This is a genomic window from Mycobacterium farcinogenes (assembly GCF_019739075.1).
GTDB classification, from domain to species: Bacteria; Actinomycetota; Actinomycetes; order Mycobacteriales; family Mycobacteriaceae; genus Mycobacterium; species Mycobacterium senegalense.
This window is the reverse complement of the sequence record NZ_CP081673.1, coordinates 6,281,315-6,306,255: the sequence shown is the minus strand read 5'-3', so window position 1 is coordinate 6,306,255 and position 24,941 is coordinate 6,281,315. Positions and strand designations below refer to the sequence as shown.

Annotated in this window: 24 protein-coding genes; 9 read left to right on the top strand and 15 right to left on the bottom strand. The window is 67.5% G+C overall.

Annotation, left to right across the window (positions count from 1 at the left end):
* Positions 1-4: 4 nt before the first annotated feature.
* From K6L26_RS30075 to K6L26_RS30055, 5 genes are all read right to left on the bottom strand, one after another.
* Positions 5-1,378 carry an FAD-binding oxidoreductase gene (locus K6L26_RS30075; RefSeq protein ID WP_085142931.1) on the bottom strand — a complete coding sequence of 458 codons (1,374 nt, stop codon included), beginning with the start codon at positions 1,376-1,378 and terminating at the stop codon, positions 5-7.
* A 2-nt stretch (positions 1,379-1,380) separates the two neighbouring features.
* Entirely contained in the window at positions 1,381-2,634 is a 1,254-nt protein-coding gene (locus tag K6L26_RS30070) for an alpha/beta hydrolase (protein WP_019348954.1), read from the bottom strand.
* The gene (gene fadD12, locus K6L26_RS30065) at positions 2,627-4,264 is read right to left on the bottom strand and encodes an acyl-CoA ligase FadD12 (RefSeq protein ID WP_221852346.1); all 1,638 of its coding nucleotides are present in this window, start codon (positions 4,262-4,264) and stop codon (positions 2,627-2,629) included. The genes K6L26_RS30070 and fadD12 overlap by 8 nt, the downstream gene beginning before the upstream one ends.
* Before the next feature lie 6 nt (positions 4,265-4,270).
* Positions 4,271-5,080 carry a 1-acyl-sn-glycerol-3-phosphate acyltransferase gene (locus K6L26_RS30060; protein ID WP_019348956.1) on the bottom strand — a complete coding sequence of 270 codons (810 nt, stop codon included), beginning with the start codon at positions 5,078-5,080 and terminating at the stop codon, positions 4,271-4,273.
* 149 nt (positions 5,081-5,229) lie between these two features.
* Positions 5,230-5,802 (bottom strand): HD domain-containing protein, encoded by a 573-nt coding sequence (locus K6L26_RS30055; protein ID WP_221852344.1) that lies wholly within the window; start codon positions 5,800-5,802, stop codon positions 5,230-5,232.
* 60 nt (positions 5,803-5,862) lie between these two features.
* On the opposite strand from K6L26_RS30055, the gene K6L26_RS30050 reads away from it, so the two are divergent.
* The 3 genes from K6L26_RS30050 to K6L26_RS30040 all read left to right on the top strand — a co-directional run bounded on the left by K6L26_RS30050 (position 5,863) and on the right by K6L26_RS30040 (position 8,223).
* Positions 5,863-6,702 carry an arylamine N-acetyltransferase family protein gene (locus K6L26_RS30050; protein WP_085142925.1) on the top strand — a complete coding sequence of 280 codons (840 nt, stop codon included), beginning with the start codon at positions 5,863-5,865 and terminating at the stop codon, positions 6,700-6,702.
* Between the two features lie 69 nt (positions 6,703-6,771).
* Positions 6,772-7,689 carry a helix-turn-helix domain-containing protein gene (locus tag K6L26_RS30045; protein ID WP_085142923.1) on the top strand — a complete coding sequence of 306 codons (918 nt, stop codon included), beginning with the start codon at positions 6,772-6,774 and terminating at the stop codon, positions 7,687-7,689.
* A gap of 3 nt (positions 7,690-7,692) precedes the next feature.
* The gene (locus tag K6L26_RS30040; protein WP_036390485.1) at positions 7,693-8,223 is read left to right on the top strand and encodes a dihydrofolate reductase family protein; all 531 of its coding nucleotides are present in this window, start codon (positions 7,693-7,695) and stop codon (positions 8,221-8,223) included.
* Here the strand turns inward: K6L26_RS30040 and K6L26_RS30035 are convergent.
* The 3 genes from K6L26_RS30035 to K6L26_RS30025 form a co-directional block, all read right to left on the bottom strand.
* The gene (locus tag K6L26_RS30035; RefSeq protein ID WP_036390484.1) at positions 8,204-8,851 is read right to left on the bottom strand and encodes a TetR/AcrR family transcriptional regulator; all 648 of its coding nucleotides are present in this window, start codon (positions 8,849-8,851) and stop codon (positions 8,204-8,206) included. The two genes, K6L26_RS30040 and K6L26_RS30035, sit on opposite strands and share 20 nt — an antisense overlap.
* A 390-nt stretch (positions 8,852-9,241) precedes the next feature.
* Positions 9,242-10,717 (bottom strand): aldehyde dehydrogenase, encoded by a 1,476-nt coding sequence (locus K6L26_RS30030; RefSeq protein WP_047038811.1) that lies wholly within the window; start codon positions 10,715-10,717, stop codon positions 9,242-9,244.
* A gap of 55 nt (positions 10,718-10,772) precedes the next feature.
* Positions 10,773-11,531 carry a class I SAM-dependent methyltransferase gene (locus K6L26_RS30025; protein WP_412178236.1) on the bottom strand — a complete coding sequence of 253 codons (759 nt, stop codon included), beginning with the start codon at positions 11,529-11,531 and terminating at the stop codon, positions 10,773-10,775.
* 48 nt (positions 11,532-11,579) lie between these two features.
* On the opposite strand from K6L26_RS30025, the gene K6L26_RS30020 reads away from it, so the two are divergent.
* Positions 11,580-12,749, top strand: a complete 1,170-nt coding sequence (locus K6L26_RS30020; RefSeq protein ID WP_019345095.1) for a glycosyltransferase family 4 protein — start codon at positions 11,580-11,582, stop codon at positions 12,747-12,749.
* Between the two features lie 72 nt (positions 12,750-12,821).
* Here the strand turns inward: K6L26_RS30020 and K6L26_RS30015 are convergent, their stop codons facing one another.
* Positions 12,822-14,468, bottom strand: a complete 1,647-nt coding sequence (locus K6L26_RS30015; RefSeq protein ID WP_221853497.1) for an MmpA family trehalose lipid delivery protein — start codon at positions 14,466-14,468, stop codon at positions 12,822-12,824.
* Between the two features lie 20 nt (positions 14,469-14,488).
* Positions 14,489-15,679 (bottom strand): cell envelope lipid trafficking protein PgfA, encoded by a 1,191-nt coding sequence (locus K6L26_RS30010; protein WP_036390480.1) that lies wholly within the window; start codon positions 15,677-15,679, stop codon positions 14,489-14,491.
* A gap of 235 nt (positions 15,680-15,914) precedes the next feature.
* On the opposite strand from K6L26_RS30010, the gene K6L26_RS30005 reads away from it, so the two are divergent.
* Positions 15,915-17,033, top strand: a complete 1,119-nt coding sequence (locus tag K6L26_RS30005) for an acyltransferase family protein (RefSeq protein ID WP_245008779.1) — start codon at positions 15,915-15,917, stop codon at positions 17,031-17,033.
* Here the strand turns inward: K6L26_RS30005 and K6L26_RS30000 are convergent.
* From K6L26_RS30000 to K6L26_RS29985, 4 genes are read right to left on the bottom strand one after another with little or no spacing between them, the layout of a single operon-like run.
* Positions 16,996-18,480 carry an AMP-binding protein gene (locus K6L26_RS30000; protein WP_221852340.1) on the bottom strand — a complete coding sequence of 495 codons (1,485 nt, stop codon included), beginning with the start codon at positions 18,478-18,480 and terminating at the stop codon, positions 16,996-16,998. The two genes, K6L26_RS30005 and K6L26_RS30000, sit on opposite strands and share 38 nt — an antisense overlap.
* Before the next feature lies 1 nt (position 18,481).
* Positions 18,482-19,453, bottom strand: a complete 972-nt coding sequence (locus K6L26_RS29995) for a phosphotriesterase family protein (RefSeq protein WP_019345100.1) — start codon at positions 19,451-19,453, stop codon at positions 18,482-18,484.
* Between the two features lie 10 nt (positions 19,454-19,463).
* Complete coding sequence (locus tag K6L26_RS29990) at positions 19,464-19,889, bottom strand: PPOX class F420-dependent oxidoreductase (protein WP_221852338.1); 426 nt, start codon at positions 19,887-19,889, stop codon at positions 19,464-19,466.
* Positions 19,889-20,368, bottom strand: a complete 480-nt coding sequence (locus K6L26_RS29985; RefSeq protein ID WP_221852336.1) for a MarR family winged helix-turn-helix transcriptional regulator — start codon at positions 20,366-20,368, stop codon at positions 19,889-19,891. The genes K6L26_RS29990 and K6L26_RS29985 overlap by 1 nt, the downstream gene beginning before the upstream one ends.
* A 120-nt stretch (positions 20,369-20,488) precedes the next feature.
* On the opposite strand from K6L26_RS29985, the gene K6L26_RS29980 reads away from it, so the two are divergent.
* Complete coding sequence (locus K6L26_RS29980; RefSeq protein WP_221852335.1) at positions 20,489-21,103, top strand: class I SAM-dependent methyltransferase; 615 nt, start codon at positions 20,489-20,491, stop codon at positions 21,101-21,103.
* Here the strand turns inward: K6L26_RS29980 and K6L26_RS29975 are convergent.
* Positions 21,100-21,417, bottom strand: coding sequence for a GNAT family N-acetyltransferase (locus K6L26_RS29975; protein WP_036392445.1), 318 nt, complete (start codon positions 21,415-21,417; stop codon positions 21,100-21,102). The two genes, K6L26_RS29980 and K6L26_RS29975, sit on opposite strands and share 4 nt — an antisense overlap.
* A 40-nt stretch (positions 21,418-21,457) precedes the next feature.
* Between K6L26_RS29975 and K6L26_RS29970 the strand changes: the two genes are divergently transcribed.
* The 3 genes from K6L26_RS29970 to K6L26_RS29960 are packed head-to-tail and all read left to right on the top strand — an operon-like array spanning position 21,458 to position 24,735.
* Complete coding sequence (locus tag K6L26_RS29970) at positions 21,458-23,044, top strand: MFS transporter (RefSeq protein WP_221852334.1); 1,587 nt, start codon at positions 21,458-21,460, stop codon at positions 23,042-23,044.
* Positions 23,045-23,098: 54 nt separating this feature from the next.
* Positions 23,099-23,779 (top strand): TetR/AcrR family transcriptional regulator, encoded by a 681-nt coding sequence (locus K6L26_RS29965; protein WP_047038833.1) that lies wholly within the window; start codon positions 23,099-23,101, stop codon positions 23,777-23,779.
* 14 nt (positions 23,780-23,793) lie between these two features.
* Positions 23,794-24,735, top strand: a complete 942-nt coding sequence (locus K6L26_RS29960) for a R2-like ligand-binding oxidase (protein WP_221852332.1) — start codon at positions 23,794-23,796, stop codon at positions 24,733-24,735.
* The last annotated feature ends 206 nt before the right edge of the window (positions 24,736-24,941 follow it).

The window sequence follows — 24,941 nt, the reverse complement described above, 5'->3', positions numbered from 1 at the left end:
CGGGTCAGCGCAACACCGCACCCGGGTTCAGGATGCCCTGTGGATCCAGGGTATCCTTGATCCGGCGGGTCAACATCATCACGTCGTCGCCCAGTTGTAGTGGTAACCAATCCCTTTTGAGCCGGCCGATGCCGTGTTCGCCGGTAATGGTGCCGCCCATGGCGATCGCCAGTTCCATCACCCGGGCGAACGCCTGCCGGGCCCGCTCGCTCATGTCGGGGTCCTCGGAGTCGAAGATCACCACCGGGTGGGTGTTGCCGTCCCCGGCATGTGCGACGACGCAGATCAGCACGTCGCAATCCTCGGCGATCCGCTTGATCCCGGCTACCAGCTCGGGCAGATCGGGGATCGGCACCGTGACGTCTTCGAGGTAGAACGTGCCCAGCTGCATCAGGGCCAGGCCCACCAAGCGCCGGGCCGCGGTGAACGCCGCGCCCTCTTCCGGGTCGTCGGTGGCGTAAACCTCGGTGGCCCCGCACTTCTCACAGGCTTCGACGATGTGGGCGATCTCCTCGACGGCCGCGCCTGGGGCATCGGATTGCACCAGCAGCATCGCTTGCGCGGTGCGGTCCAGGCCCATCCGGCGGTAGTCCTCGACCGCGTTGATGGTGGCATGGTCCATCAGCTCCAACATGGCCGGTCGCACCTTGTCGGTGATGGCCACCACGGCGTCGGCGGCATCCTGCACCGAACTGAACAGCGCGACCGCCGTCGACGCCGGGGGTTGGGCCGGAATCAGCCGCAGGGTCAGTTCGGTGATCACCCCGAGAATGCCCTCGGAGCCGACGAACAGCTTCGTCAACGAAAGGCCGGCAACGTCTTTCAAGCGTGGGCCGCCCAACCGGACGGCTGTGCCGTCGGCCAGCACCACCTGCATGCCGAGCACGTAGTCACTGGTGACGCCGTACTTGACGCAACACAGCCCGCCGGCGTTGGTCGCGGCGTTGCCCCCGATCGAGGAGATTTCGACCGAGCCGGGATCCGGCGGGTACCACAGCCCGTGCTCGGCGGCGGCCTTCTTCACTTCGGAGTTCAGCAGCCCGGGTTGCACCACCGCGGTGCGGCTGGCGGTATCGATGCGGATGTCGCGCATCCGCTCGGTGCTGAGGATGATGCCGCCGTCGACTCCGTTGGCGCCGCCGGCCAGCCCTGATCCCGCGCCGCGGGCCACTACCGGCACATGATGCGCGCTCGCCCACCGCAGCACGGCCTGGACGTCCTCGGTGCCGGCGGCTCGCACCACAGCACGTGGCCGGCCCGCTTCCGGATCGAGCGCGGCGTCGCGGCGATAGCCCTCGATCACAGCGGGATCGGTGATCACCGCATGAGCGGGCAGATCGGCGATCAGCCTGGCGATCTCGGAGTCCGGTGCGGACATCTTCAGGAGCTTAGTGAGTCCGCAGAGGTGTCCGCGGTCAGTTGAGCCCTGGCCCGCGCCCACGTCAGAAACTCGGCGACGGCATCGGCGGTGTAGTGCCCGCGCGGTGAGCCGAAGATGTCGAATGCGTGCTGCGCATGCGGGATCTCGGCGTAGACCACCGGCGAGTTCGACACCTTGCGCAGGGCGTCGACGAATTCGCGGCCCTCGACCACCGGGATGAGGGAGTCGTTGGTCCCGTGTAGGACGAAGAAGGGTGGCGCATCGGGATGGACCAGCGTGATCGGCGAAGCATCCCGGTACACCTGGTCATCGGTGGCCAGCGGAAGCTTGACGATCAGCCGCTCCAGGATCTCCATGAACTCTTGGCGCCCGGGCCCGGTGGTGCTGAACCAGTCGTAGCGACCATAGACCGGAACCGCGGCCGCCACGGAGGTGTCAGCGTCCTCGAAGCCCGGTTGCCACTTGGGATCGTTGGGGGTCAGTGCGGCCAACGCAGTCAGATGCCCACCTGCCGAGCCGCCGGTGATGCACACCGCGTCCGGGTCACCGCCGTACTCGGCGATGTTGGCCTTCACCCAGGCCAGTGCGCGCTTGACGTCGATGATGTGGTTGGGCCAAGGGTGGCGCGGGCTGATCCGGTAGCCGATCGACACACAGATCCAGCCCTGCTCGGCCAGGTGGCTCATCAGCGGGTACGACTGCGGCCGGCGCATCCCGATCATCCAGGCCCCGCCCGGAACCTGCAGCAACACCGGTGCTTTGCCGTCGCGCGGCAGGTCCGGACGCATCCAGATGTCGGCCAGGTTGGCCCGGTGCGGGCCGTAGTGGATGGTCTTGCGGGCGTAACGGCGCCGGCTCATCGCGGTGGTGTACACCTCACCCCGACGCCGGGGACGGACCGTTGTGGGGTACTCATCAGCCAGGGCCTCGTGCACCGGATCCTCGAAATAGGGCCGCGATTGCACGTTGCGACGGTGAACCAGCACCAGCAGCGCCCAGGAGACCGCTTTGAGCAGCAGAGAGATTCGGCCGCTCACCGAGCGGTAGTCGCCGCGAATGCCGCGGCGCAGCGCGTCGAGGGCGGAACCGGTGATCACCAGCGGTGCGTTCTCCGAGGTCGGCCAGCCGAAGGCGAAGGCCAGCACGGTGCTGTAGCCCCGGCGTCCGATCGGTTTCACCGCGTTGGCGGCGTTGAGCAGCTCGGCGGCCGCTAGGAGCAGCCGGCTTCTTGGTCCAGGATGGCGGTCAGCCATTCACCATCTCCTGCAGTTGTCGGCGGTCGATCTTGCCGGTGCTGTTGCGCGGCAACTCATCGAGCACAGTGATGTCCCGCGGCACTTTGTAATTGGCGAGGTTCTCCCGAACATACGCCTTGAGCCCGTCGGCGGTGATCGTGCCGGCGAGCACTACGAACGCGGCGAGTCGCTGCCCGTACTGCGGGTCTTCGACGCCGAGCACGGCGGCCTCCGCGACGTCGGGATGCCCGGCGATCACCTTCTCCACCTCGATCGGGTACACGTTCTCACCGCCGGAGACGATCATCTCGTCATCGCGGCCGACCACGAACAACCGGCCCGCCTCGTCCAGGTAGCCGACATCGCCCGAGGACATGAAGCCCTCGTGGAAGTCCTTGGTGCTGCCGGAGGTGTAGCCGTCGAACTGGGTCGAGTTGCGGACGTAGATCGTGCCCACCTCGCCGGTGGGGACCTGCTTGAACTCACTGTCCAGAATGCGAATCTCGGTGCCCTCGGCCGGTTTACCCGCGGTATCGGGTGCGGCGCGCAGATCGGCCGGTGCCGCGGTGGCGATCATGCCGGCCTCGGTGGCGTTGTAGTTGTTGTAGATGATGTCGCCGAAGCGGTCCATGAAAGCGGTGACGACGTCGGGACGCATGCGCGATCCGGATGCCGCGGCGAACCGCAGCGTGCGCCCGTCGTAGCGATTCAGCACGTTCTCGGGCAGGTCCATGATCCGGTCGAACATCACCGGCACCACGCACAGCCCCTTGGCCCGGTGCCGGTCGACGAGCTCGAGAGTGGCTTCTGGATCGAACTTGCGCCGGGTGACGATGGTGCAGGCCATTGACGCCGCGAACGCCAACTGGGAGAAACCCCAGGCGTGGAACATGGGTGCCACGATCACCACCCGTTCCTCGGTGTGCCACGGCGTGCGATCCAGGATCGCCTTCAGCACCTCGGGGCCGCCGCCGGAATGCTTGGCGCCCTTGGGAGTTCCCGTGGTGCCCGAGGTCAGCAGGATCACCTTGCCCTTCTCGCTCGCGCGTCGCGGCTCCTCACCCCGGTGCTGCTCGACGAGTTTCGCGACGGTGAGGTCGTGGGCGTGGGTGTCGGTCCATGCCACGATCCGCGCGGCGCCGGGCCGGTCGGAGAGGGCCAAGGCGGCGGTGTCGGTGAATTCCTCGTCGTAGATGACCGCGTCCACGGATTCGCGGTTGATCACCTCGGCCAGCGCCGGTGCCGCGAACGACGTGTTGAGCAGCAGCACGTCGGCCCCGATGCGGTTGGCCGCGATCAGCGACAGCACGAACCCGCGGTGATTGCGCGCCATGATCCCGACCACTTTGGGCGCACCGGCCGGCAGCGCCTGCAGGCCGGTGGCCAGGGCATCGGCCTGCTGGTCGACCTGCTGCCAGGTCAGCGTCCCGAGTTCGTCGACCAGACCCGGCCGGTTCGGGCACCGCTGCGCCGAGGCCGCGAAACCTGAAGTGACGCTCATGTTCTCGCGGGCCATGGCCGAGGCGATGCGCAGGTATTTGTCCGGGCGCATCGCGGTGATGATTCCGGCTCGGCGCATGGTGGCCACCAGGCCGGCGGCGTCGGTGACTCGGTCCAGCGGTCCCGTCAACAGATCGAGCGGATTCACCGGTGTTCAGCCGATCACCGGGAAGCGGCGTTCTTCGGCCAACTCGTCCAAGGCGCGTTGCATGACGCGGCGGACGTGTGCGTCGACCTCGTCGATATCCGGGTTCTCGCCGAACTCGGCGATGATGTCGATCGGCTCCAGTGTCTTCATCACGATCTTGGCCGGCAACGGCACATTGAGCGGCAGCACGGCCGACAGGCCGAACGGGAATCCGAACGACAGCGGCACGATCTTGGTGCGGGCCAGCCGAGCGATCGGGCCCAGCGCCTTGGCCACCCCGGTGCCGCGGGACAGGAACAGGTGGGTCTCCTGGCCACCGATTCCGACCATCGGCACGATCGGCACGCCGGCGTTGATGGCCGCCTTCACATACCCGGTACGTCCGGCGAAGTCGATCTTGTTCGCCGACAGCGTCGGCCGGTAGACGTCGTAGTCGCCGCCCGGGAACACCACGACCACACCGCCCGAGCGCAGCGCCTCGTCCGCGTTCTCGTGGCTGGCCCGGATGAAACCGGTCTTCTTGAAGAACGCCGCCGTCGGGCCGACCATCAGCATGTCGTGGCTGAGGGTGTACACCGGGCGCGTGTAGCCGAACTTCTCGTAGAAACCCGTCGCGAACACCGGGATGTCCAGCGGGAACAGGCCGCCCGAGTGGTTCGACACCACCAGCGCGCCGCCGTTGGGGAAGCTGTCCAGCCCGCGCACCTCGGCGCGGTGATAGCCCTTGATGAGCGGGCGCAGGAAGCCCATGACCTTCTCGGTCAGGCCCGGATCCCACTTGGTGATTTCGGACGGGTCGATGTCGGTCGCGGCCACAGGGTCCCCCTGGTGTGGATTGGAACGTGTTCTAGTTTTGCCAGTGTACCCAGGTCGAGGGCAAAAAACCCATTTGCTATGTGCGCCCGTTCACCTACCGTCGGGTAGCTGCGGTCAATCCTCTCAAAAGCACAGGTCGAGTGCCGTCGCTATGAGCTGAGCTCCCGGACTTCGTCCCCGACATTGCGCCGCGCCTGTTCTTCCCAGCGTTGCCGGCCGGGCGCGGTGTGGAAGATCGACCCGTCGAGCAACGCCGCCAACACCCGGGCCCGTGCGGGCCGGAATACCTCATCGGGCACCGCCGCGTACTCCGCGCGGACGGCCTCGGCGTACTGCCGGTAGCGCAACGCCGGCGCCCCGAGCACCGACAGATCCGCATCGCTGAGCACCGCGGCATTGACGTCGTGGTCCTCGACCTTGTGTGACTTGGTGGCCAATACCAGCCGAGCGACTTCGTCGCGATCGGCAGACTCGGCCAACAGTCGGCGGGCCAACGCCGCGGAGCGATCTTCGTTGTCGTCGCTACCGACGTCGTAGATCGCATCGTGGAACCACGCCGCGAGTTCGACGGCTTCCCGGTCGAACTGCAGACCGTCCCCGGCCAGGGCGTCGATCGCGTCGAGCACTTCGCGCAGATGCGCGACGTTGTGGTGCTTGCGGTGCGGTTCGGACCAGCGGGCCAGCAGGTCTTCCCGCAACCGCTCGGTGAGATGTGCAGCCATAGAGGCCAGTGTCCTCCGGGATTGACCTCAACCGCCGTTGAGGCCGCATCATTGGCGGTCATGGGAATAGACCTCGCTGCCTACTTCGACCGGATCGGTCTGACGGGTTCGGTGTCGGCCGATGTGGACACGCTGCGTAACGTTGTCGCCGCGCACGGCCGCTCGATCCCGTTCGAGAACCTCGACCCGCTGTTGGGCATCCCGGTCGCCGACCTCGGTGCGGAGGCTTTGGCGGACAAGCTGATCACCCGGCGCCGTGGCGGCTACTGCTACGAGCACAACGGCCTGCTCGGGTATGCACTCGACGAGTTGGGTTACGGCGTCGACCGGCTGGCCGGGCGGGTGGTCTGGATGAAGGAACCTGACGCACCGTTGCCCGCGCTCACCCACAACGTGCTGGCCGTGACGGTTCCCGGAGAGGCCGGGCGCTTCCTGGTCGACGTCGGTTTCGGCGGGCAGACGCTGTCGTCGCCGATCCGGCTGCAGACCGGCGCGGTGCAGCAGACCCGCCACGAGCCCTACCGGCTGATGGAGGTGGCCACGCAAGGTGTGCCGGAATACGAACTGGCCGCCCAAGTCCGGGGACAGTGGCAGGCGCTGTACCGGTTCACCGCCGTGCCGCAGCCGCGGATCGATCTGGAAGTCGGGAGCTGGTATGTGTCAACGCATCCTGGCGGGATCTTTGTCGTGGGCCTGACCGCGGCGCTGGTCACCGACGACGCCAGGTTCAATCTGCGTGGCCGCAACTTGGCGATCCATCACCACGATGGCACCGAGAAGATCCGATTCGACACGGCCGTAGAGGTTCTCGATGCGCTCACCGAGCGGTTCGGCATCAATCTGTCCGATCTCGCCGGTGTTGACGTCGAGGCCAGGGTGGCGCAGGTGCTGGACAGCTGAGCGTGTTCGGGTAACCACAGCAGGAAATGTCATGGTCCCGCGGGTCGCGGCCGACCATACTCGGTTGACGTGGAGGACCAACCGAACCGACGTGATCGGCTTCGAGAACTGCTCGACGCCGTCGTCGACGACGAGAACTCGGGCGTCGGCGACATGGCGCGCAGCAGTTACGCCTCGGAGTTTCACTTCTCCCGGGAGGTGCGCCGGCTCACCGGAGAACCGCCCGCGGCGCTGCGACGACGGGTCATGTTGGAGCGGGCGGCCTGGCGGTTGCAGCAGGGGGCCGGGGTGGCGGAGGTGGCGGCAGCCGAGGGCTGGTCGTCGGCCGAGGTGTTCTCCCGGGCGTTCCGGCGGGCTTTCGGCGTGCCGCCGTCCCGCGCCGACGACGTCGGGTTTCGGTTGACTGCTCCCAACGGCGTTCACTTTCACCCGCCGCAGTCGTTGTGGTGTGATGCCGACTCGGGCGAGGCCTCGGGCCCGGATATCGCCCAGTTCATGCTCGTACACGACGTCGCCGATACCCAGTACCTGATCGATTCCGCGGCCCGTCTCTCCGAACAGCAGTGGGCCCAAGACATTTCGCCGGGTCAGGTGGTGCTCGACTGGGACGGTCCCGAGCCCAGCGTCGCCGCGGTGCTCGGGGCGATCGTGTGGACCAAAGAGGTCTGGCTGGCGACCATCGAGGGTCGCGATTTTCCGTCGCGCGACACGACCCGCAACGCGACCGCCGAGCAACTCGCGGCCCATCACCACGTCATCGGAAAACGCTGGACCACACTGATATCGGAGTACTCGGCGGCAGGGCGGCTGGGGGACACCGTGATCGACGCGCTGTGCGATCCGCCGGAATCCTTTCAGCTGTACGGGATCGTCGCGCACGTGCTGACGTACTCGGCGCACCGGAGATCGCTGGTGCGCGGCATGCTGGCCCGACATGGTGTCGAGGTCGACCGGGGCGACCCATTGGAATGGATGAGGAAGGACTGACCGGTGAAGACCGTGTACTACACCGCATCGAGCCTGGACGGTTTCATCGTCGACGCCGAGGACAGCCTGGATTGGCTGATCTCACGAAACATCGACCAGCAGGGCCCTTTCGGCTACGACGAATTCATCAAAACCATTGGCGCCCTGGCAATGGGGTCGGCGACGTACGAGTGGATTGTGAAGAATCAACCCGACGACTGGACGTACGAGCAGCCGACCTGGGTACTCACCCACCGCCCGGAGATCGTCATGGCCGGGCATCCGGTCCAGGTTCATGCCGGGGACATCGGCGAACTGCATACCCGATTGGTGACGGCGGCGGCGGGTAAGGACGTCTGGGTGGTCGGCGGGGGAGACGTTGCCGCCCAATTCGTCACGGCCGGGCTGCTCGACGAGATGATCGTCAGCTATGCGCCGTGCACTTTGGGAGCGGGGGCACCGGTGCTGCCGGTCCGCTCTGAATGGGTGCTGGCCGAAACCGCGCCCAACGGTGAGTTCGTCTGCGCCCGCTGGGTCAGGGCGCCGGCCGACTGACGCCCGGGACACCGTTGCGGCGAACGAATTCCCGTGACTTGATCAGGAATTCGAGCTGACGGGCGACGTCGCGCAACGGGTCGACCGACCTCGACGATCGACACAGCACCACGGCACCTTCCAGTGCGGCGATGCACATGACCGCCAGGGACGATGCGTCGGATTCGTCGAAACCGTCGGCGATGAAGTTGGCGGTGAGGGCCGCTCGCCAGCGATCGAAAATGCCGGCGGCCGCCGCGGCGAGGTCGGGCTCTTCGTCCGGTGCGGCGACCGCGACCGCCACCACTGGGCAGCCGGCGGCGAAATCGCTCCCCGCGAGTACGTGCTCCCAGAATCCGACGAACCGCTCCACGAGATTCCATGCGCTGTCAGAACTTTCGGCACCGATGGCGTCACCGATCTTGTCGCCGGCGTATCGCAGTGCCTCCATCAGAATCTGACGACGACCACCGGGGAAGTGGTGGTACACCGAACCGCGGGGCGCCTCACTGCGGGCCAGCACTTCATCGATCGTGACGCCTGCGGCGCCTCGTTCACGCAGCACCTCGACCGCGCTGCTGAGCATGCGGGCCCGGGTTGAGCCGCGCTTGTTTCGCGGCTTCGTGGCGGTGTCAGGCGACCCGGTCATGCAGGAATTGCGAGGAACAGCGGAGGAGCATCCGCGGCGTGATGGGGCGCACCGGGGTGTGTGGTGTGCGGACCCGACGGGTGAACCGGTGACCGGCGAGGTTGAGCTCAACGACCCACATCGCGCACCGCCCTTCTATGTGATCCACCATAGAAATGATGGAATCCTCGCATGGTGTCGAGTATCCAACGAGCATGCTTGTGCACAAGAGACTAGCAGGTGAACTGCGTCTGAACAGGTTCACCGCGCGCCGCCGTCTCGCCCCATAATTATGGTGTATTTCATATTTCCGCGCCCGCTGAGTCCCTCGCCGAACAGACGCAAATGTCCCGGAAAACCAGGGTTTTCCGGGACATTTGCGTCTGTTCGCGGGGGAATCTCGCGGCGGTTTTACTCCGGGGTGTAACCGAACGGCAGCAGCACGCTCTTGGCCTGGGTGTAGGCGTCGATGCCCTCGGGGCCGTTCTCGCGGCCGATGCCCGAGTTCTTGAACCCGCCGAACGGTGCGCCCGGGTCGAAGGCGTACATGTTCACCGCATAGGTGCCGGTGCGGATCTTCGACGCGATCTCGATGGCCTTCGGGAAGTCCGTGGTGTAGACGCTACCGGCCAGGCCGTACGGCGAGTCGTTGGCGATGCGCACCGCGTCGTCTTCGTCGTCGAACGGGATCACCACGAGCACCGGCCCGAAGATCTCCTCCTGCGCGATCGTCATCGAGTTGTCGACGTCGGCGAACACCGTGGGCTGCACGAACCAGCCCGAATCCAGGCCCTCGGGGCGGCCACCGCCGGTGACGATGCGCGCACCCTCCTCGACGCCCTTCTTGATGTAGCCCTCGACCCGGTCCCGCTGCTTCTCCGAGATCAGCGGGCCGATCATCGAAGCCGGGTCGTCGGGCAGGCCGACCGGCATGGCGGCCACCGCGGCCGAGAGCTTCTCGACGATCTCGTCGTAGCGCGACCGCGGCGCCAGGATGCGGGTCTGGCCCACGCAGGCCTGGCCACAGTTCATCAGGCCGGAGAACACGAGCATCGGCAGCGTGGAATCCACGTCGGCGTCTTCCAGGACGATGGCCGCGGACTTGCCGCCGAGCTCCAGCGTGCATGGCTTGAGCTTCTCGGCCGCGATCTTGCCGATCTCCTTGCCGACGCCGCTGGAGCCGGTGAACGTGAACTTGTCGAGCTCGGGGTTGGCGGTCAGGGCGCGGCCCGTCTCGGGGCCACCCGGCACCACCGAGAGCACGCCCTCGGGCAGGCCGGCCTCGGTCAGCACCTCGGCGAACAGGTTGGTGGTCAGCGGGGTCTCGCCGGCCGGCTTGAGCACCACGGTGCAGCCGGCGAGCAGCGCCGGGCCCAGCTTGTTGCAGGCCAGGAAGAACGGCACGTTCCAGGCGATGACGGCGCCGACGACGCCGATGGGCTCCTTGATGACCAGCGTCTGGCCGTAGATGCCGTCGCGGATGTCTTTCCAGTCGTACTTGTCGGCCGCGCCGGCGTAGTACTGCAGGCTCGACACGCCCGCGCCGAACTGCATCATGTCGACGATGGTCGGCGGCTGGCCGGTCTCGAGCTTGAGCAGGTGCTTGAACTCCTCGGCCCGCGCGTTGATGAGCTCGACGGCCTTGGCCAGCACAGCCTGGCGCTCTTCGGGAGACATGTGGGGCCAGGGGCCCTCGTCGAACGCCTTGCGGGCCGCGGCGCATGCGGCGTTGACATCGGCCTCGGCGGCCAGCGGCACCTGGCCGACCTTCTCGCCGGTCGCGGGGGAGAAGACCTCGATGACCTCGGAGGTCGAGGGCTCGACCCACTGGCCACCGATGAACAGCTTGTCGAATTCCGTCCTTATGGCGGCTGCGCTTTGTGTCATGGGCGTCACATTACCTAGGTTTCGGAAAAACGAGAACCTGTTCCAGTTACCCGTTTCAGGACGGCCGCAGAACCAACACCAGATTGCTCACCAGGAACTCCCGCAACCCCGGCACCGAAGTCATCCACCACGCCCATCGCGGGTGGTAGCGGGGAAATGCGGCGATCAGCGCGCCGGTGGCGGCGGCCCACTGCAGGCCGTCGGCCGCCGACACCGCGAACAACGACGAGCCGTAGTCGTTCTTGGGCCGATGGCCGTGTTTGCGGGTGTAGCGCTCGGCGGCCCGGGCTCCGCCCAGATAGTGGGTCAAGCCCATCTCATGGCCACCGAACGGGCCGAGCCACACGGTGTAGGACAACACCACCAGCCCGCCGGGCTTCGTCACCCGCAGCATCTCGTTACCCAGCCGCCACGGCTGCGGCACATGCTCGGCGACGTTGGAGGACAAGCAGACGTCGACGCTGTCATCGGCGAAGGGCAGGGCCATCCCCGAAGCCCGCACAAAGGTGCCTTCCGTGGCGTCTCCGGCCGGCCCGGCGTGCATTTCGCGAGGATCCGGCTCCACGCCGATGTAGTGCATGCCCGCGGCGTCGAATGCGGAGGCGAAGTAGCCGGGACCGCCGCCTACGTCGAGCACGGTGCGTCCCGCGGCGGATTCGCCGGTGGCCGCCGTCCACAAATCCGTGGTCATCGCGACGGTGTCGGCGGCCAGCGCGCCGTAGAAGCGGGCGGGTTCGCTCTGCTCGAAGCGGAACTGCGCGAGTAGGCGCACCGACCGGTTCAGGGTTGCCCGGCGGGCGAAGTGGGCCAAGATGTCGCTGGGCTGCACCCGCCCAACCTACTGACCGGTACCCTCAACACGATGTCTGCCCGTCCTGACCCTCGCTTGCGGAGCGTCCTGTTGCTCTGCTGGCGCGATACCGGGCACCCCCAGGGCGGCGGCAGCGAGGCTTATCTGCAGCGCATCGGCGCGTGCCTGGCCGACGACGGCGTCGACGTCACGCTGCGTACCGCGCGGTACCCGGGCGCCGCCCGGCGCGAGGTGATCGACGGCGTCAAGATCAACAGGGCCGGTGGACCCTACAGCGTGTACATCTGGGCTGGGCTGGCCATGGTGGCCGCCCGCGTGGGCCTCGGACCGTTGCGCAAGGTCCGGCCCGACGTCGTCATCGACACCCAGAACGGGCTGCCGTTCCTGGCCCGGCTGGCGTTCGGTCGCCGGGTCGCGGTGTTGGTGCACCACTGCCACCGGGAACTGTGGCCGGTGGCCGGCCCGATGAAGGGTCGCATCGGCTGGTTCGTCGAATCCAAGCTCTCCCCGCGGCTGCACCGCCGCAACCAGTACGTCACCGTGTCACTGCCCTCGGCCCGCGACCTCAACGAGCTGGGGATCGATTCCGGCCGGATCGCTGTGGTGCGCAACGGCCTTGACGAGGCTCCCGGCCCCACGCTGGAGTTGCCTCGGTCGACCAGCCCGCGGCTCGTGGTGCTGTCGCGACTGGTACCGCACAAGCAGATCGAAGACGCGCTGGAGGCGGTCGCCGCCCTGCGCGCGGAGGTGCCAGGGCTGCACCTGGACATTCTCGGCGGTGGCTGGTGGCAGCGGCGCCTGGTCGAGCATGCCGAATTACTCGGCATCTCCGATTCGGTGACATTTCACGGCCACGTCGATGAAGAAACCAAACACCGTGTGCTGCAGCAGAGTTGGGTGCATGTGCTGCCCTCGCGCAAAGAAGGCTGGGGCCTGGCCGTCACTGAGGCCGCCCAGCACGGGGTGCCGACCATCGGCTACCGGGCATCCGGCGGGCTGACCGACTCGATCGTCGACGGGGTCACCGGACTGTTGGTCGAGGACCGCGAAGGCCTGGTCGCGGGGATCCGCCAGCTGCTGAGCGACCCGGTGATGCGTGTGCAGCTGGGAAGCAAGGCGCAGACCCGCAGCGACGAATTCTCGTGGCGGCTCAGTGCGGACGCGATGCGGACCGTGCTCGGGTCCGTGCGCGAAGGGCAGTACATCAGCGGGCTGGTGTAAATCGCCGAGACGCGAGTGCGACGCACACGTCGTCACAGGCCGGCGCCGGCGACGTTTGCGTCACTCTCGGCGTCACTCTCGGCGTCGCGCTCGCGACCTACCGACCACCATCCCGACCGCACCGGCGGCCAATACCCCCAGCCAGACCAGGTGTGCGGCGATCAACACGCCGCGGTGAGGTGAGGCCGGGTGATCGCCGCCTATCCGGTACACGGCGATATCGCCGTCCCGGTACGCCGCCGGAAGATCCAGTTCTGCTGGTACACCGTTGGTTTCGACCACCAGCCAGCCGACACCGGCGTCGGCGATGGCGTGGCTGTCGGCACCTGAGCGCAGCAGTTCCTGCACCGCGCGCGCTCGCCTTCCCTCGCCGGGCACCACCCGCCCGCCGATCACCAGGTCTCCGGTCGACAGCACGTCGGCGCGCAGCCAGCGGGGCAGCGGATCGAGTACCGGCGCGGTGCCGGACCAGTAGAACAACCGCATGCTGTCCGGCGGCAGTACCACCACCGGGCGAGGGTCGTCGTTGATCGCTGTCGCTGCGGCGGCCCACCCGGACGGGTACTGCACGGCGCGCATCTGATTGCCCACGCCCCAGGCCAAGTCGGGCAGCACCGCGATCAGCGCCGCACAGCCCACCGCAGCCGAAGCGGCCACGGGCACTCGCAGCCGGCGCAAGGTGTCCGGTGCGGCGGCGGCAGCCAGTACATAGCCCGGCATGGCCAGGGCCACCCATTTCTGTCCGTCGCGCACCACGCCGAGGCCGGGTACGGCCCGAATCGTCGCTTCGACGAACGCCAGCCCGGGACCGGTGGCCATCGCCGCCGGGATTACGACTGCTACCCCGGCCAGTACCAGCAGCGGGACCGCCGCGCGGTTACGCAGCACCCGCGGCAGGCCGAACGCCACGATGCCGAGCAGTACCACCGTGGCGACCAGCGCGAAAAGTGTTGTGCGCGAGGCGGGTACCGCCTCGCCGTTCCAGATGCCGGCCAAACCGGCCAGGCTGCCCAGGGTGGCCAGGCCCGGCTCGGCCCTGGCCGCGAAGGCCTGAACCCCGGCCGCCGAGTCCGGGGAGGAGACCGCGCCCCCGACGGCCGCGGCCACCAGCCACGGCGTCGCGGCCAATACCGCGGCTCCCAGACACAGCCCGGCCACGCGCAGCCGTGCCCACCCGTCGCCGGGCACCGCGACGCACACCAGCGCAACCGTGGCGGCCAGCATCAGGCCCGTCGGCGTCAGTCCGGCCAGCGCGACCCAGAACAGCAGCCCCCACATCGGGCCGCCCACGGCGCGCAGGCGCAGCACGCACACCGCCACCCAGGGCAGGCAGCCATAGCCGACCAGCAGGCTCCAGTGCCCCTGCAGCAACCGTTCGGCCACATACGGGTTCCAGATCGCCAGCGTCGCGGCCAGGAACTGTCCGGGCAAACCGCATTCCAGCGCCGCCGAGGCCAGCCGGGCGGCACCCCACCCGGCCAGCCACAACCCCGCCACCAACAAGACCTTGACCACGAGTCCGCCGTCGATCACGGCCGAGGTGACGGCGACGAAGAAATCCTGCGGCAGTGCCCGCGGTGCGGCCTCGCTCAGCCCGAGCGCCGCGTCGGTCAGATGCGACCGCGGAGTTGAGACAGCGTCGCGCAAAAGCAGGTAGCCGGGCCCCAGCAGGGGCCCGGCTACCAGTAACGACAGCGCCAGCGCATAAGCCGGCGGCAGGGCGGAGCGCAGACGCAGATCTACCGGTCCGGCGGTAGATCGGACGGCCGCTGTGCGGGCAGTTTCTCGGTCTTGGCCTCCGCGCCCGGCACCTGGAAGCCCTGGGTGTTGAAGAACCCGTGGTCGGCGGTGTCGAGGCCGGGATCGATCAGCGTCGACTCGGCGCGCAGCGCGAACGAGCCCACGACGGCGCCACCGACCAGCGCCAGCAGGCCCAGCGCGGCGAACGTGATCGGCAGGACCCGGGTCCACAGCGACACCCGGTCCCGTTCATCCTGAGCGGCCGCGACCTGCGACTCGACCGTCTCCTCGTTGTAGGTGACCTTGTAGTCGACGTAGGTCACCTCGGGCTTGAGCGCGTCGCGCGCGTAGTACTGGTAGCCGTGATCCTGGGCCTTGACGATGGTGCCCGACACGGGGTCGACCCAGAAGGTGCGCTGCGCGGCGTAGAAGCGGTCCATGGTGATCCGCTCGTCGGGTTCGCCGGGCACGCCCCACATCGCGGCGGTGGCGGTGACCGAACTGTCCGCGTCGTCCTCGTACAGCGACGAGTACTTCACCGGCTCGGCCAGCTTGCCGTCGGAGTCGTAGCCGACGTTCTGGATGAACCGGTAGGTGGTGAGCCCGTTGACGTCCTCTTCGCCGTCATAGTTGGCGTCGAACGCCTTCTGCGCGATCGGGTCGAAGAACGGGTAGGTCTTCTTCTCGGTGTCGAACGGGAACCGGTAGGTCAGGCCCTCGTGCGGGAGCGCGACGTTGGTCGGCGGCTTCTCGTCCTCGATGGCCCGCGGCTTCTGCAGGGCCCCGCCCGGGTTGTTGTCGCTCGACACGGCCAGCGCGGAGCTTCGATTCATGGTGACGGTGTCCACCATCGCCAACAGCAGGCCGGAGTCCTTCTGCCGGTCCGTGCGCCGCAGCGTGCTGCCCACCTGCAGCGTCACCACCTCGGCGTTGGACGGTGATTCCACGCTGACCTGCTGTTGAAGAGCGACCGGCACGTTGCGGTCGACGGAGAACTTCTCGGCCACCAGCGATTCCGGATCAAAAGCGGTCGCGGTGCCATCGCTGACCAGGCTGGTATCCAGGTTGAGCGGGATCTTGGCGATCTTGCCCTTGGTATAGGTGGTCAGCAACAGTGCGGCGATGAGTAGGGCTGCACCCAGCCCCATCAGTCCGCATGCTGCGATACGCAGCGCCACTGCGCGGTTCAAACCGGGCCTCCTTCAGTGTGGGCCAACTCGTCGTGAGGCAAACCCGTTCGACCCTAACAGCACTATTTAAGGCCATTACTTACTCCGGTGGCACGCCGCGGGTGCATTGACCCGCAGTTTGGCGGGGTTGCCATCGCGCGGCACACTGGTCGCCGTGGCGACGGCAGCGTCGGATCCCGAAAACGATCCGGAGCAGGTCGGCGGAACGCGCAGCTTCCTGCCGGCCGTCGAAGGCATGCGCGCATGCGCGGCCATGGGTGTGGTGCTCACCCACGTGGCCTTCCAAACCGGGCACACCACAGGGGTGAGCGGCCGGTTCTTCGGCCGGTTCGACCTCGCCGTCGCGGTGTTCTTCGCGCTCTCGGGTTTTCTGCTGTGGCGGGGCCACGCCGCGGCCGCCCGTGGTCTGCGTCCCCGCCCACGCACCGGGCACTACCTGCGCTCCCGCATCGTGCGCATCATGCCCGGATACGTGGTGGCCGTCGTGGTGATCATCCTGCTGCTGCCCGAGGCCAAGGCCGATGTGACGGTGTGGCTGGCGAATCTCACCCTGACCCAGATCTATGTCCCGCTGACGTTGACGGCAGGCCTTACGCAAATGTGGAGCCTGTCGGTCGAGGTCAGCTTCTATCTGGCGTTGCCGGTGCTCGCGATGTTGGCGCGGCGGCTGCCCGTGCGGGCCCGCATCGGCGTCATCATCGCGGTGGCGGCGCTGAGTTTGTTGTGGGTGCGCATTCCGTTCGACGGCACCACCGGGCTCAACCCGTGGAACTGGCCGCCCGCGTTCTTCTCGTGGTTCGCCGCCGGCATGGTGCTCGCCGAACTCACGGTGAGCCCATTCGGTTGGGTGCATCGGCTGGCCCGGCGCCGCATCCTGATGGGCGTCATCGCCGCGGGGGCGTTCGCGATCGCGGCCTCGCCGCTGGCCGGCCTGGAGGGGCTGCGCCCGGGCTCGGTCGGTCAGGTGACCCTGAAGACCGCGATGGGCGCGATCGTGGCGGGCGCACTGCTGGCCCCACTGGTCCTCGACCACCCCGACACCGGGCACCCGATTCTGGGCAACAAGGTGATGGTCACGCTGGGCCGTTGGTCCTACGGGCTGTTCGTCTGGCATCTGGCCGCGCTGGCAATGGTGTTCCCGATGATCGGCGAGTTCTTGTTCAACGGGCAGATGGTGGTGGTGCTGATCCTGACGCTGGTGTTCGGCTTCGCGTTGGCCGCGGTGAGCTATGCGCTGGTCGAATCCCCGTGCCGGGAAGCGTTGCGGCGGTGGGAGTACCGCAACGAGCGCCCGGTGCCGCCGCTGGACAGCTCGATCACCGACGAGCCGGAGCCTGCCCCAGCCGCGCGATGACCGCGTCGCGTACCGCGGTGCGCCGGGCCTTGCCCGCGTCGTCACGCAACGGGGTGTCGACGAACTCCACGTCGACCGGCACCTTGTAGCCCGACAGGCGCTCGCTCAGGAAGTCTTGCACCGCCGCGGCGTCAAGGGCTGAGTCCGCGGTGGCCTGCACCAGCGCGTACGGCACCTGACCCAGATCTTCGTGCGGTACGCCGACGACCAGGCATGACAGCACGTCGGGATGCTCGGCGAGCGCCGCTTCGATCTCGGCCGGGTACACGTTCTTGCCGCCGACGGTGAACATGTCCACCCGCCGGTCGTTGAGGTAGTAGAACCGCTCCTCGCCGTCGTCGACGTAGTACCCGAGATCGCCGAGGGAATCCCAGCCGTCACGGCTCTTGGCCGTACTGCCCACGTAACGGTAGGTCGGTGCACTGCCGGGGCCGGGCCGCATGTAGATCTCACCGGTCACACCCGGCGGGCATTCGGTGCCGTCGTCGTCGAGCACTTTCATCTCACCGGCCACCACCACGCCGACCGAACCCGGATGCCGCAGCCACTGCTCACCGGAGATGAAGGTCAGCGCCTGCAGTTCGGTCCCGCCGTAGAGCTCCCACAGTGCGTCCGGGCCGAGCAGGTCGATCCAGGCCTGTTTTACCGCGGGCGGGCAGGGTGCCCCGACGTGCCAGAAGCGTCGAATGCTGGACAGGTCAAAGGCATTCGGGTCGGCGCGGTACACCGGCAGCAGGCGCTGCATGATGGTGGGCACGGTGGTCAGGAACGTCACGCGGTGCTCGGTGACCAGCGCCAGGAATTCGGCCGGGTCGAAGCGCGGCATCAGTACGAGGTGGTGGCCCTGCAGCAGGGCGATGGCGAACGTGGTGAAACCGGTGTTGTGGCTCATCGGCACCGACATCAGCGTGACGTCACCGGGTTGGGCGCCCAGCGGAACGCCGATCAGGGCGGGCACCCGGCTGTCGCCGCCTGCCTCGATCAGCTTCGGCCGCCCCGTGCTGCCGCCCGAGGCCATCGACTTCCACGTCGGCGAGACTGCGTCGGGCAGTGGTGCGTCGGACAGATCGGCATCGGGAGTGAAATCCGCCGAAACCCAAGGAGTTTCGCCGGCGTCGCGGCCGACCACCAGGGCTCGGGGACGTAGTGCGAGGATCCCGGCGAACTCGGCGTCCGGCAGCCGGGGTGACAAGGGTTGCGGCACCGCACCGAGCTTCCAGGTGGCCAGGACTGCCTGCACCCAGCCGATCGAGATGGGCAAACTGATGGTGACGTAATCGCCTTGTTGCACACCGAGTTCGGCATAGGCCCGGGCGAGTCGATTGGTGGAACGGTCCAGTTCTGCCCGGGTGAGCGTGACACCCTGGCAGGTCACCGCGGGCCGGTCGGGCTCGGCGTCGGCCAGTTGCGCGAACTGGGTGGGGATCGTCGGAATGGCGTCGGTCATCTCAGTAGCCGCCCTTGCGCTCGAAGATCCGGCGCGGATTGTCGACCAGCATCGTGGTGATCTGCTCCTCGGTCACCCCGCGCTCCCGCAGGGCGGGCAACACGTCGTTGTGGATGTGCAGGTAGTGACTGTTCGGAAGGGCTTGGGCGGTGAGCTCGTCGGGCAACGCGTCGAAGTAGCACCAGGTGTCGTGGGAGAGCACCATCTTCTCGGCGTGGCCGCGCTCGCACATGGTCGCCACTGTCGCGACCCGCTGCTCGAACGGGAGAAATACGTCGACACCGAAGCGGTCCATGCCGAGGTAGGAACCGTTGGCGATCAACTCCTCGAGGTAGCCGATGTCGGTGGTGTCGCCACAGTGACCGATGACCACCCGGGACAGGTCCACGCCTTCCTCGGCGAAGATGCGCTGCTGTTCGAGACCGCGCCGGCTGGCTGCGTGGGTGTGAGTGGAGATCGGCACCCCGGTTTGCCGGTGGGCCTGCGCGACGGCCCGCAGCACCCGTTCGACGCCAGGGGTGACGCCGGGCTCGTCGGTGGCGCACTTGAGGATCGCCGCTTTGATGCCGGTGTCGGCGATGCCGTGGTCGATGTCGCGGACGAACATCTCGGTCATCGGTTCGGGCAGACCCACGGCTGGTCCGTTGAAGTGGAAGGTCAGCGGCAGGTCGTTGTAGGTGTAGAAGCCGGTGGCGACGACGATGTTGAGGTCGGTGGCCGCGGCGATCCGGGCGATCCGCGGAATGTAGCGGCCCAGTCCGACCACGGTCAGGTCCACGATGGTGTCGATGCCGCGGGACTTGAGTTCGGTGAGCCGCGCGATCGCGTCGGCCTCCCGGCTGGCGTCGTCACCCCAGGACTCGGGGTAGTTCTGGGTGAGCTCGCTGCTCATGATGAAGACGTGCTCGTGCATGAGCGTGACGCCGAGGTCGGCGGTATCGATGGCTCCGTGAGCGGTGTTGACTGTCGGCACGCGCCCGATGCTAGGTGGGTCGGTCCGCCGCGTGTGGGGATTCGGCCCAGTTGCGGGCGGTGGTGCCCGCGCCGTCGAGCCCCCAGCTGATGACGCGGCGCGGCACGATACGGATGATGTCACCGGACAGTCCGCCGTCGGTGCTGCCGGCTCCGGGCAAGGCCGTTGCCGTACCGCGGATTTCGATGCCGCGTGCGTCCGGTGGCCGCACCGAGAGCACCGTGTCGACAATGAATGCCACCTGCGGGTTGCCGACGACGTTGCGCCACTTCTGCGTCGAGGCGAGGGAGTGGCCGACGATGTCGATGCCGTTCCGGTCCGGACTCAGGTGGACACCGACCGGGCGGATTTGCGGGTCCCCGTCACGGCCGATCGTGCACAGGCGGCCGATCGGCTGCTCGCGCAGATAGGCCAGTTCGGCGGCGGTGAAGGTCATTACGTCTGCCTTTCGTCGTCGGGTTTCCGGTCGTGCTGCAAGGTGCTGTGGAGCCGGGTGAATACCCGTTCGATGCAGTCGAGTTCGCCGGGCTGGATGTGGTCGAAGAACAGTTCGCGCACCGACGCGGCGTGCAACGGCATGGCCTCGCGGAGCACGTCGGCGCCGGAGGCGGTCAGCACCGCGCGGTAGCCGCGGCGGTCTTCGGGAACTGGTTCGCGCAGCACCAGACCGCGTTTGGTCATCGAGTTGATCTGGTAGGTGATCCGGCTGCGGGAGAACACCATTTTCTCGGCGAGTTCGCTCATCCGCAGGCGGCGGTCAGGGGCGCCGGCCAGCAACATCAACAGGTGATAGTCCATCAGGGCCAGGCCCGTCGTCTCCCGCAGGCGCTCGTCCAGCAGTGTCTCCAGTCTCAGGCTGGACTCGATGTAGGGCCGCCAGGCCCGCGTCTGGGCGGTGGAGAGCGCTCGCGTCATGTTCCTCCGATCGAGCAACTAGTTCAGATCGCAACAGTGTGAACCATCGCCTTGTCACAGCCTCATTCCCGGCCTACAGTCAATATAATACAAATTTGAACTAAACAAGGAGCAGGTGACATGACACACCGGATCGACTGGGATGACGCCTATCGCGGACAACAGACCCCGCCCTGGAGCATCGGTGCACCGCAACCGGAGTACGCCGCGATCATCGACACGGAGGGTGCTGTGGCCGGTGAAGTACTCGATGCCGGCTGCGGCCATGCCGAGCTGGCGCTGGCATTGGCAGCGCGAGGCCATACCGTCGTCGGCGTCGACCTGAGCCCGACGGCTGTTGCTGCCGCCGCCGCTGCCGCCGAGGACCGCGGCCTGGCCAACGCGACGTTCGTGGCCGCCGACATCTCGACGCTCACCGGGTACGACGGGCGGTTCGGCACGATCTTCGACAGCGGGCTACTGCATGCCCTGCCGGACGAGCTGCGCGACGGCTACCTGCGCTCGATGTACCGTGCCGCTGCTCCCGGTGCGCGGTTCTACATCCTGGCGTTCGGCGTCGGGGCGTTCGGGGAGCACGACGGGCCCGGTCCGACTCAGTTCACCGAAGAGCAACTGCGCGAAGAGGTTTCGCGTTACTGGCAGGTCGACGGCATCCGTCCGGCCCAGTTGCACGCGGCCCTGCCCGAAGGCCGCGCACAGATGCCGGGCTTCTTGGTGACGGCCAGAAAGGCCTAGTTGGCGGCTTGGGCCGCGGCCACCGCCTCGGGTGTGACCGGGTCGAGGGCGTCGTCGAAGTCGTGGTGCTTCTGCACGTACTTGGCGACGTACGGGCACACCGCGACGAGGCGCTTGCCGGCTGCGCGGGCATCGGTCAGTGCGGCCGAGACCAGCTCACCGGCGAGGCCCTGGCCGCCGAACTTGTCGTCGATTTCGGTGTGATAGAAGATGCGCTGATCGCCGGAATCGGTATAGGCCGCCAAGCCGGCATGCTCGCCGTCGACGGTGATCTCGTAATGGCGCGCTTCGGGAATGTTGCGGACTTCAGCCATGTCCTCACTATGCCGCAGGAGCGCTGGCAGCATCAGGCAGATGGCCGTCACTGCAACGTCGACGTGGGCGCCGCTGGCGTCGCCGATTTACCGCGCACTGTGGATCGCCCAGTTCGTCTCCAATCTCGGCACCTGGATGCAGACGGTGGGAGCCCAGTGGATGCTGGTCGGGGATCCGCGTGCGCCCGTACTGGTGCCACTGGTGCAGACCGCCACCACGCTGCCGGTGATGTTGCTGGCGCTCCCGTCCGGCGTGCTCGCCGATCTCGTCGACCGGCGCCGGCTGCTGCTCGCCACGCAGGGGGCCATGACGGCCGGTGTGGCCGCGCTCGCGTCTTTGACGGGTGCCGGACTGGCCACCCCGACAGTGCTGCTGACCCTGCTGTTCCTGATCGGCTGCGGGCAGGCGCTGACCGCCCCGGCCTGGCAGGCGATTCAGCCGGACCTCGTTCCTCGCGAACAGATTCCCGCTGCGGCCGCACTGGGCAGTATGAGTATGAACGGTGCCCGGGCGATCGGCCCGGCGATCGCCGGCGCACTGGTGTCGCTGTCCGGCCCGACGCTGGTGTTCACGCTGAACGCGGTCTCGTTCGTCGGCATCGTCGTGGTGCTGTTGCTCTGGCGCCGGCCTCCCACCGAACAGTTGTTGCCTGCCGAGCGGCCGTTGGCGGCACTCGGTGCGGGTGGCCGGTTCATTCGCAGGTCGCCGATCATCAGGCGAATTCTGCTGCGGGCGGTGCTGTTCATCGCGCCGGGTAGCGCCCTGTGGGGCCTGCTGGCGGTCATCGCCGAGAGGCAGTTGGGTTTGACCTCCTCCGGCTACGGGCTGCTGCTGGGTGCGCTCGGAGTCGGGGCGGTACTGGGCGCACTCGTCCTGGGGCGCTTGCAGTTCGCCTTCGGCCTGAACACGTTGTTGATCGTCGCCGCGCTCGGATTCGCCGGTGCCACCGCGGTTCTGGCCCTGGTGCACAATTTCGGCATCGTCCTGGCGGCGCTCGTCCTCGGCGGCACTTCCTGGCTGCTGGCGCTGTCCACGCTGAACGCCTCCATGCAGTTGAGCCTGCCCGCCTGGGTCCGGGCCCGCGGGCTCTCGGTGTATCAGCTGACGTTCATGGGTGGTCAGGCCATCGGCTCTCTGGTGTGGGGCCTGGTCGCCGGCGGCACGTCCACCGTCACCGCGCTGCTGATCAGTGCCGGCCTGCTGGTGTTCTGCGCGGTGTCGGCGTGGTGGTGGCCCTTGCACGCGCGGACCGGCGATCTCGATATGACGCCCTCGGCGCACTGGCCCGAACCGGCCCTGGTGTTCGAACCGGAGCCGCCCGACGGTCCGGTCCTGGTGCTGACTTCCTACCGGGTGGCGCCCGAGCAGGAGGCCGAGTTCTTCGCTGCGATGGGCGTATTGGGCCGGTCGCGCCAGCGCACCGGGGCCACGCAATGGCGGTTGTTCCGGGCCGTGGAGCGCGAACGCGTCTTCGTCGAGGCGTTCGTGGTGCGGTCCTGGGACGAGCATCTGCGCCAGCATCGCACCAGGCTGACGAGTAACGACCTGCTCATCGAGCAGGCGGTCGAGCGCTGGGTCGAGGGTGAGCCCGTCTCGCACCATCTGATCGCGGTGAAGACTCCTTGACTGTGAGGCCCATCACAGTAATATGACCAGTGGTCATACAGGCTGGAGAGTCAGATGCCGACAGTCACCTGGGCACGTTTGGATCCCGCGCGCAGAGCCGCGGTGGTCGAAGCCGCCGAGGCGGAATTCGGGGCGCACGGATACTCCCGCGGCAGCCTCAACGCAATCGCCCGCAAAGCCGGCGTCGCCAAAGGCAGTCTGTTCCAGTACTTCGCGGACAAGCGCGATCTGTACGCATTCATCGCTGACATCGGCAGTCAGCGTGTGCGGGGCTACATGGAGGAGCGCATCCGCATCCTCGACCCGGATCGACCGTTCTTCGAGTTCCTCACCGACCTGCTCGACGACTGGGTGGCCTACTTCGCCGATCATCCCCAGGACCGATCGTTGCATGCCGCGGCCAGCTTCGAGGTCGACACCGAGGCCCGGGTCAGCGTGCGGACCGTGATCCACCGTCACTATCTGGAGGTGCTGCGGCCCCTGGTGCAGGCCGCCCAGGCCCGTGGTGACCTGCGGGCGGATGCCGACACCGGCGCGTTGATCTCGTTGCTGTTGATGATCTTTCCGCATCTGGCGCTCGCACCGTACGTGCGCGGGATGGATCCGATCCTGGGCCTGGACGAGCCCAGCCCCGAGCAGCCGGCACTGGCCGTGCGCAGACTCGTCGCGGTGCTGGCGGCCGCATTCGCGGTACCCAACATCCCGACGCCCACCGAAGCTGCCCACCCGGGCTGAGGAGGTCAATTCCCATGTCACACAATCAATTCGGCTCACTGGCCAAGGGCGGGCTCAACTGGGACAGCGTGCCGTTGCGTCTGTTCGCCGGCGGAAACGCGAAGTTCTGGAATCCCGCGGACATCGACTTCTCCCGGGACCGGGAGGACTGGGAGGCGTTGACGGACCGGGAACGCGAGTACGCCACCCGGCTGTGTGCGCAGTTCATCGCCGGAGAGGAGGCGGTGACCAAGGACATTCAGCCGTTCATGAGCGCGATGCGGTCCGAGGGCCGGCTGGGCGACGAGATGTACCTGACGCAGTTCGCTTTCGAGGAGGCCAAGCACACGCAGGTGTTCCGGATGTGGCTCGACGCCGTCGGGATCACCGAGGATCTGCACAACTACTTCGACGACCTTCCGGCCTACCGGCAGGTGTTCTACCAGGAGCTGCCGGAGTCGCTCGACGCGTTGTACTCCGACCCGTCGCCGGCCGCGCAGGTTCGCGCGTCGGTCACCTACAACCACATCGTCGAAGGCATGCTGGCGCTCACCGGCTACTACGCGTGGCACAAGATCTGCGTCGACCGCGCGATCCTGCCAGGGATGCAGGAACTGGTCCGGCGGATCGGGGACGACGAGCGTCGCCACATGGCATGGGGCACTTTCACCTGTCGGCGCCACGTCGCCGCCGACGACGCCAACTGGACGGTCTTCGAGAACCGGATGAACGAGCTCATCCCGCTGGCGTTGCGCCTCACCGAGGAAGGCTTCGCGCTCTACGCCCCGGACATCCCGTTCGGTCTGGTGCAGGACGAGTTCATGCAGTACTCCGCGGACAAGGGCATGCGCCGATTCGGCACCATCAGCAGCGCCAGGGGACGCCCACTCGAAGAAATCGACCTCGACTACTCACCGCTGACGCTGGAGGACACATTCGCCGACGAGGATGCACGCGCTTTGGTGGCGACCGCGTAGACCGCGAGCGTGCGGTGTCGGCGAACCCCTCAGTCGCCGACACCGCACGCCGTGCGCACCACTTAGTGCGCAGTCACGCGAACACAGCTAAGCCTGCGGCTCAGCCCGCCCAACTGACTGCGTAGTTAGTTACTGCATCCAGTCGGGCGCAATCCAGGTCGACAACTTGCGATGCCTCGCACAGCAAAGTGTTTCCGGGACTACGC

What these genes read in the sequence shown, in the direction of transcription:
- K6L26_RS30075 (WP_085142931.1), bottom strand. Translation starts at nt 1,378, where the DNA reads ATGTCCGCACCGGACTCCGAGATCGCCAGGCTGATCGCCGATCTGCCC.
- K6L26_RS30070 (WP_019348954.1), bottom strand. Translation starts at nt 2,634, where the DNA reads ATGGCTGACCGCCATCCTGGACCAAGAAGCCGGCTGCTCCTAGCGGCC.
- K6L26_RS30055 (WP_221852344.1), bottom strand. Translation starts at nt 5,802, where the DNA reads ATGGCTGCACATCTCACCGAGCGGTTGCGGGAAGACCTGCTGGCCCGC.
- K6L26_RS30050 (WP_085142925.1), top strand. Translation starts at nt 5,863, where the DNA reads ATGGGAATAGACCTCGCTGCCTACTTCGACCGGATCGGTCTGACGGGT.
- K6L26_RS30035 (WP_036390484.1), bottom strand. Translation starts at nt 8,851, where the DNA reads ATGACCGGGTCGCCTGACACCGCCACGAAGCCGCGAAACAAGCGCGGC.
- K6L26_RS30030 (WP_047038811.1), bottom strand. Translation starts at nt 10,717, where the DNA reads ATGACACAAAGCGCAGCCGCCATAAGGACGGAATTCGACAAGCTGTTC.
- K6L26_RS30020 (WP_019345095.1), top strand. Translation starts at nt 11,580, where the DNA reads ATGTCTGCCCGTCCTGACCCTCGCTTGCGGAGCGTCCTGTTGCTCTGC.
- K6L26_RS30005 (WP_245008779.1), top strand. Translation starts at nt 15,915, where the DNA reads ATGCGCGCATGCGCGGCCATGGGTGTGGTGCTCACCCACGTGGCCTTC.
- K6L26_RS30000 (WP_221852340.1), bottom strand. Translation starts at nt 18,480, where the DNA reads ATGACCGACGCCATTCCGACGATCCCCACCCAGTTCGCGCAACTGGCC.
- K6L26_RS29990 (WP_221852338.1), bottom strand. Translation starts at nt 19,889, where the DNA reads ATGACCTTCACCGCCGCCGAACTGGCCTATCTGCGCGAGCAGCCGATC.
- K6L26_RS29985 (WP_221852336.1), bottom strand. Translation starts at nt 20,368, where the DNA reads ATGACGCGAGCGCTCTCCACCGCCCAGACGCGGGCCTGGCGGCCCTAC.
- K6L26_RS29980 (WP_221852335.1), top strand. Translation starts at nt 20,489, where the DNA reads ATGACACACCGGATCGACTGGGATGACGCCTATCGCGGACAACAGACC.
- K6L26_RS29975 (WP_036392445.1), bottom strand. Translation starts at nt 21,417, where the DNA reads ATGGCTGAAGTCCGCAACATTCCCGAAGCGCGCCATTACGAGATCACC.
- K6L26_RS29970 (WP_221852334.1), top strand. Translation starts at nt 21,458, where the DNA reads ATGGCCGTCACTGCAACGTCGACGTGGGCGCCGCTGGCGTCGCCGATT.
- K6L26_RS29965 (WP_047038833.1), top strand. Translation starts at nt 23,099, where the DNA reads ATGCCGACAGTCACCTGGGCACGTTTGGATCCCGCGCGCAGAGCCGCG.
- K6L26_RS29960 (WP_221852332.1), top strand. Translation starts at nt 23,794, where the DNA reads ATGTCACACAATCAATTCGGCTCACTGGCCAAGGGCGGGCTCAACTGG.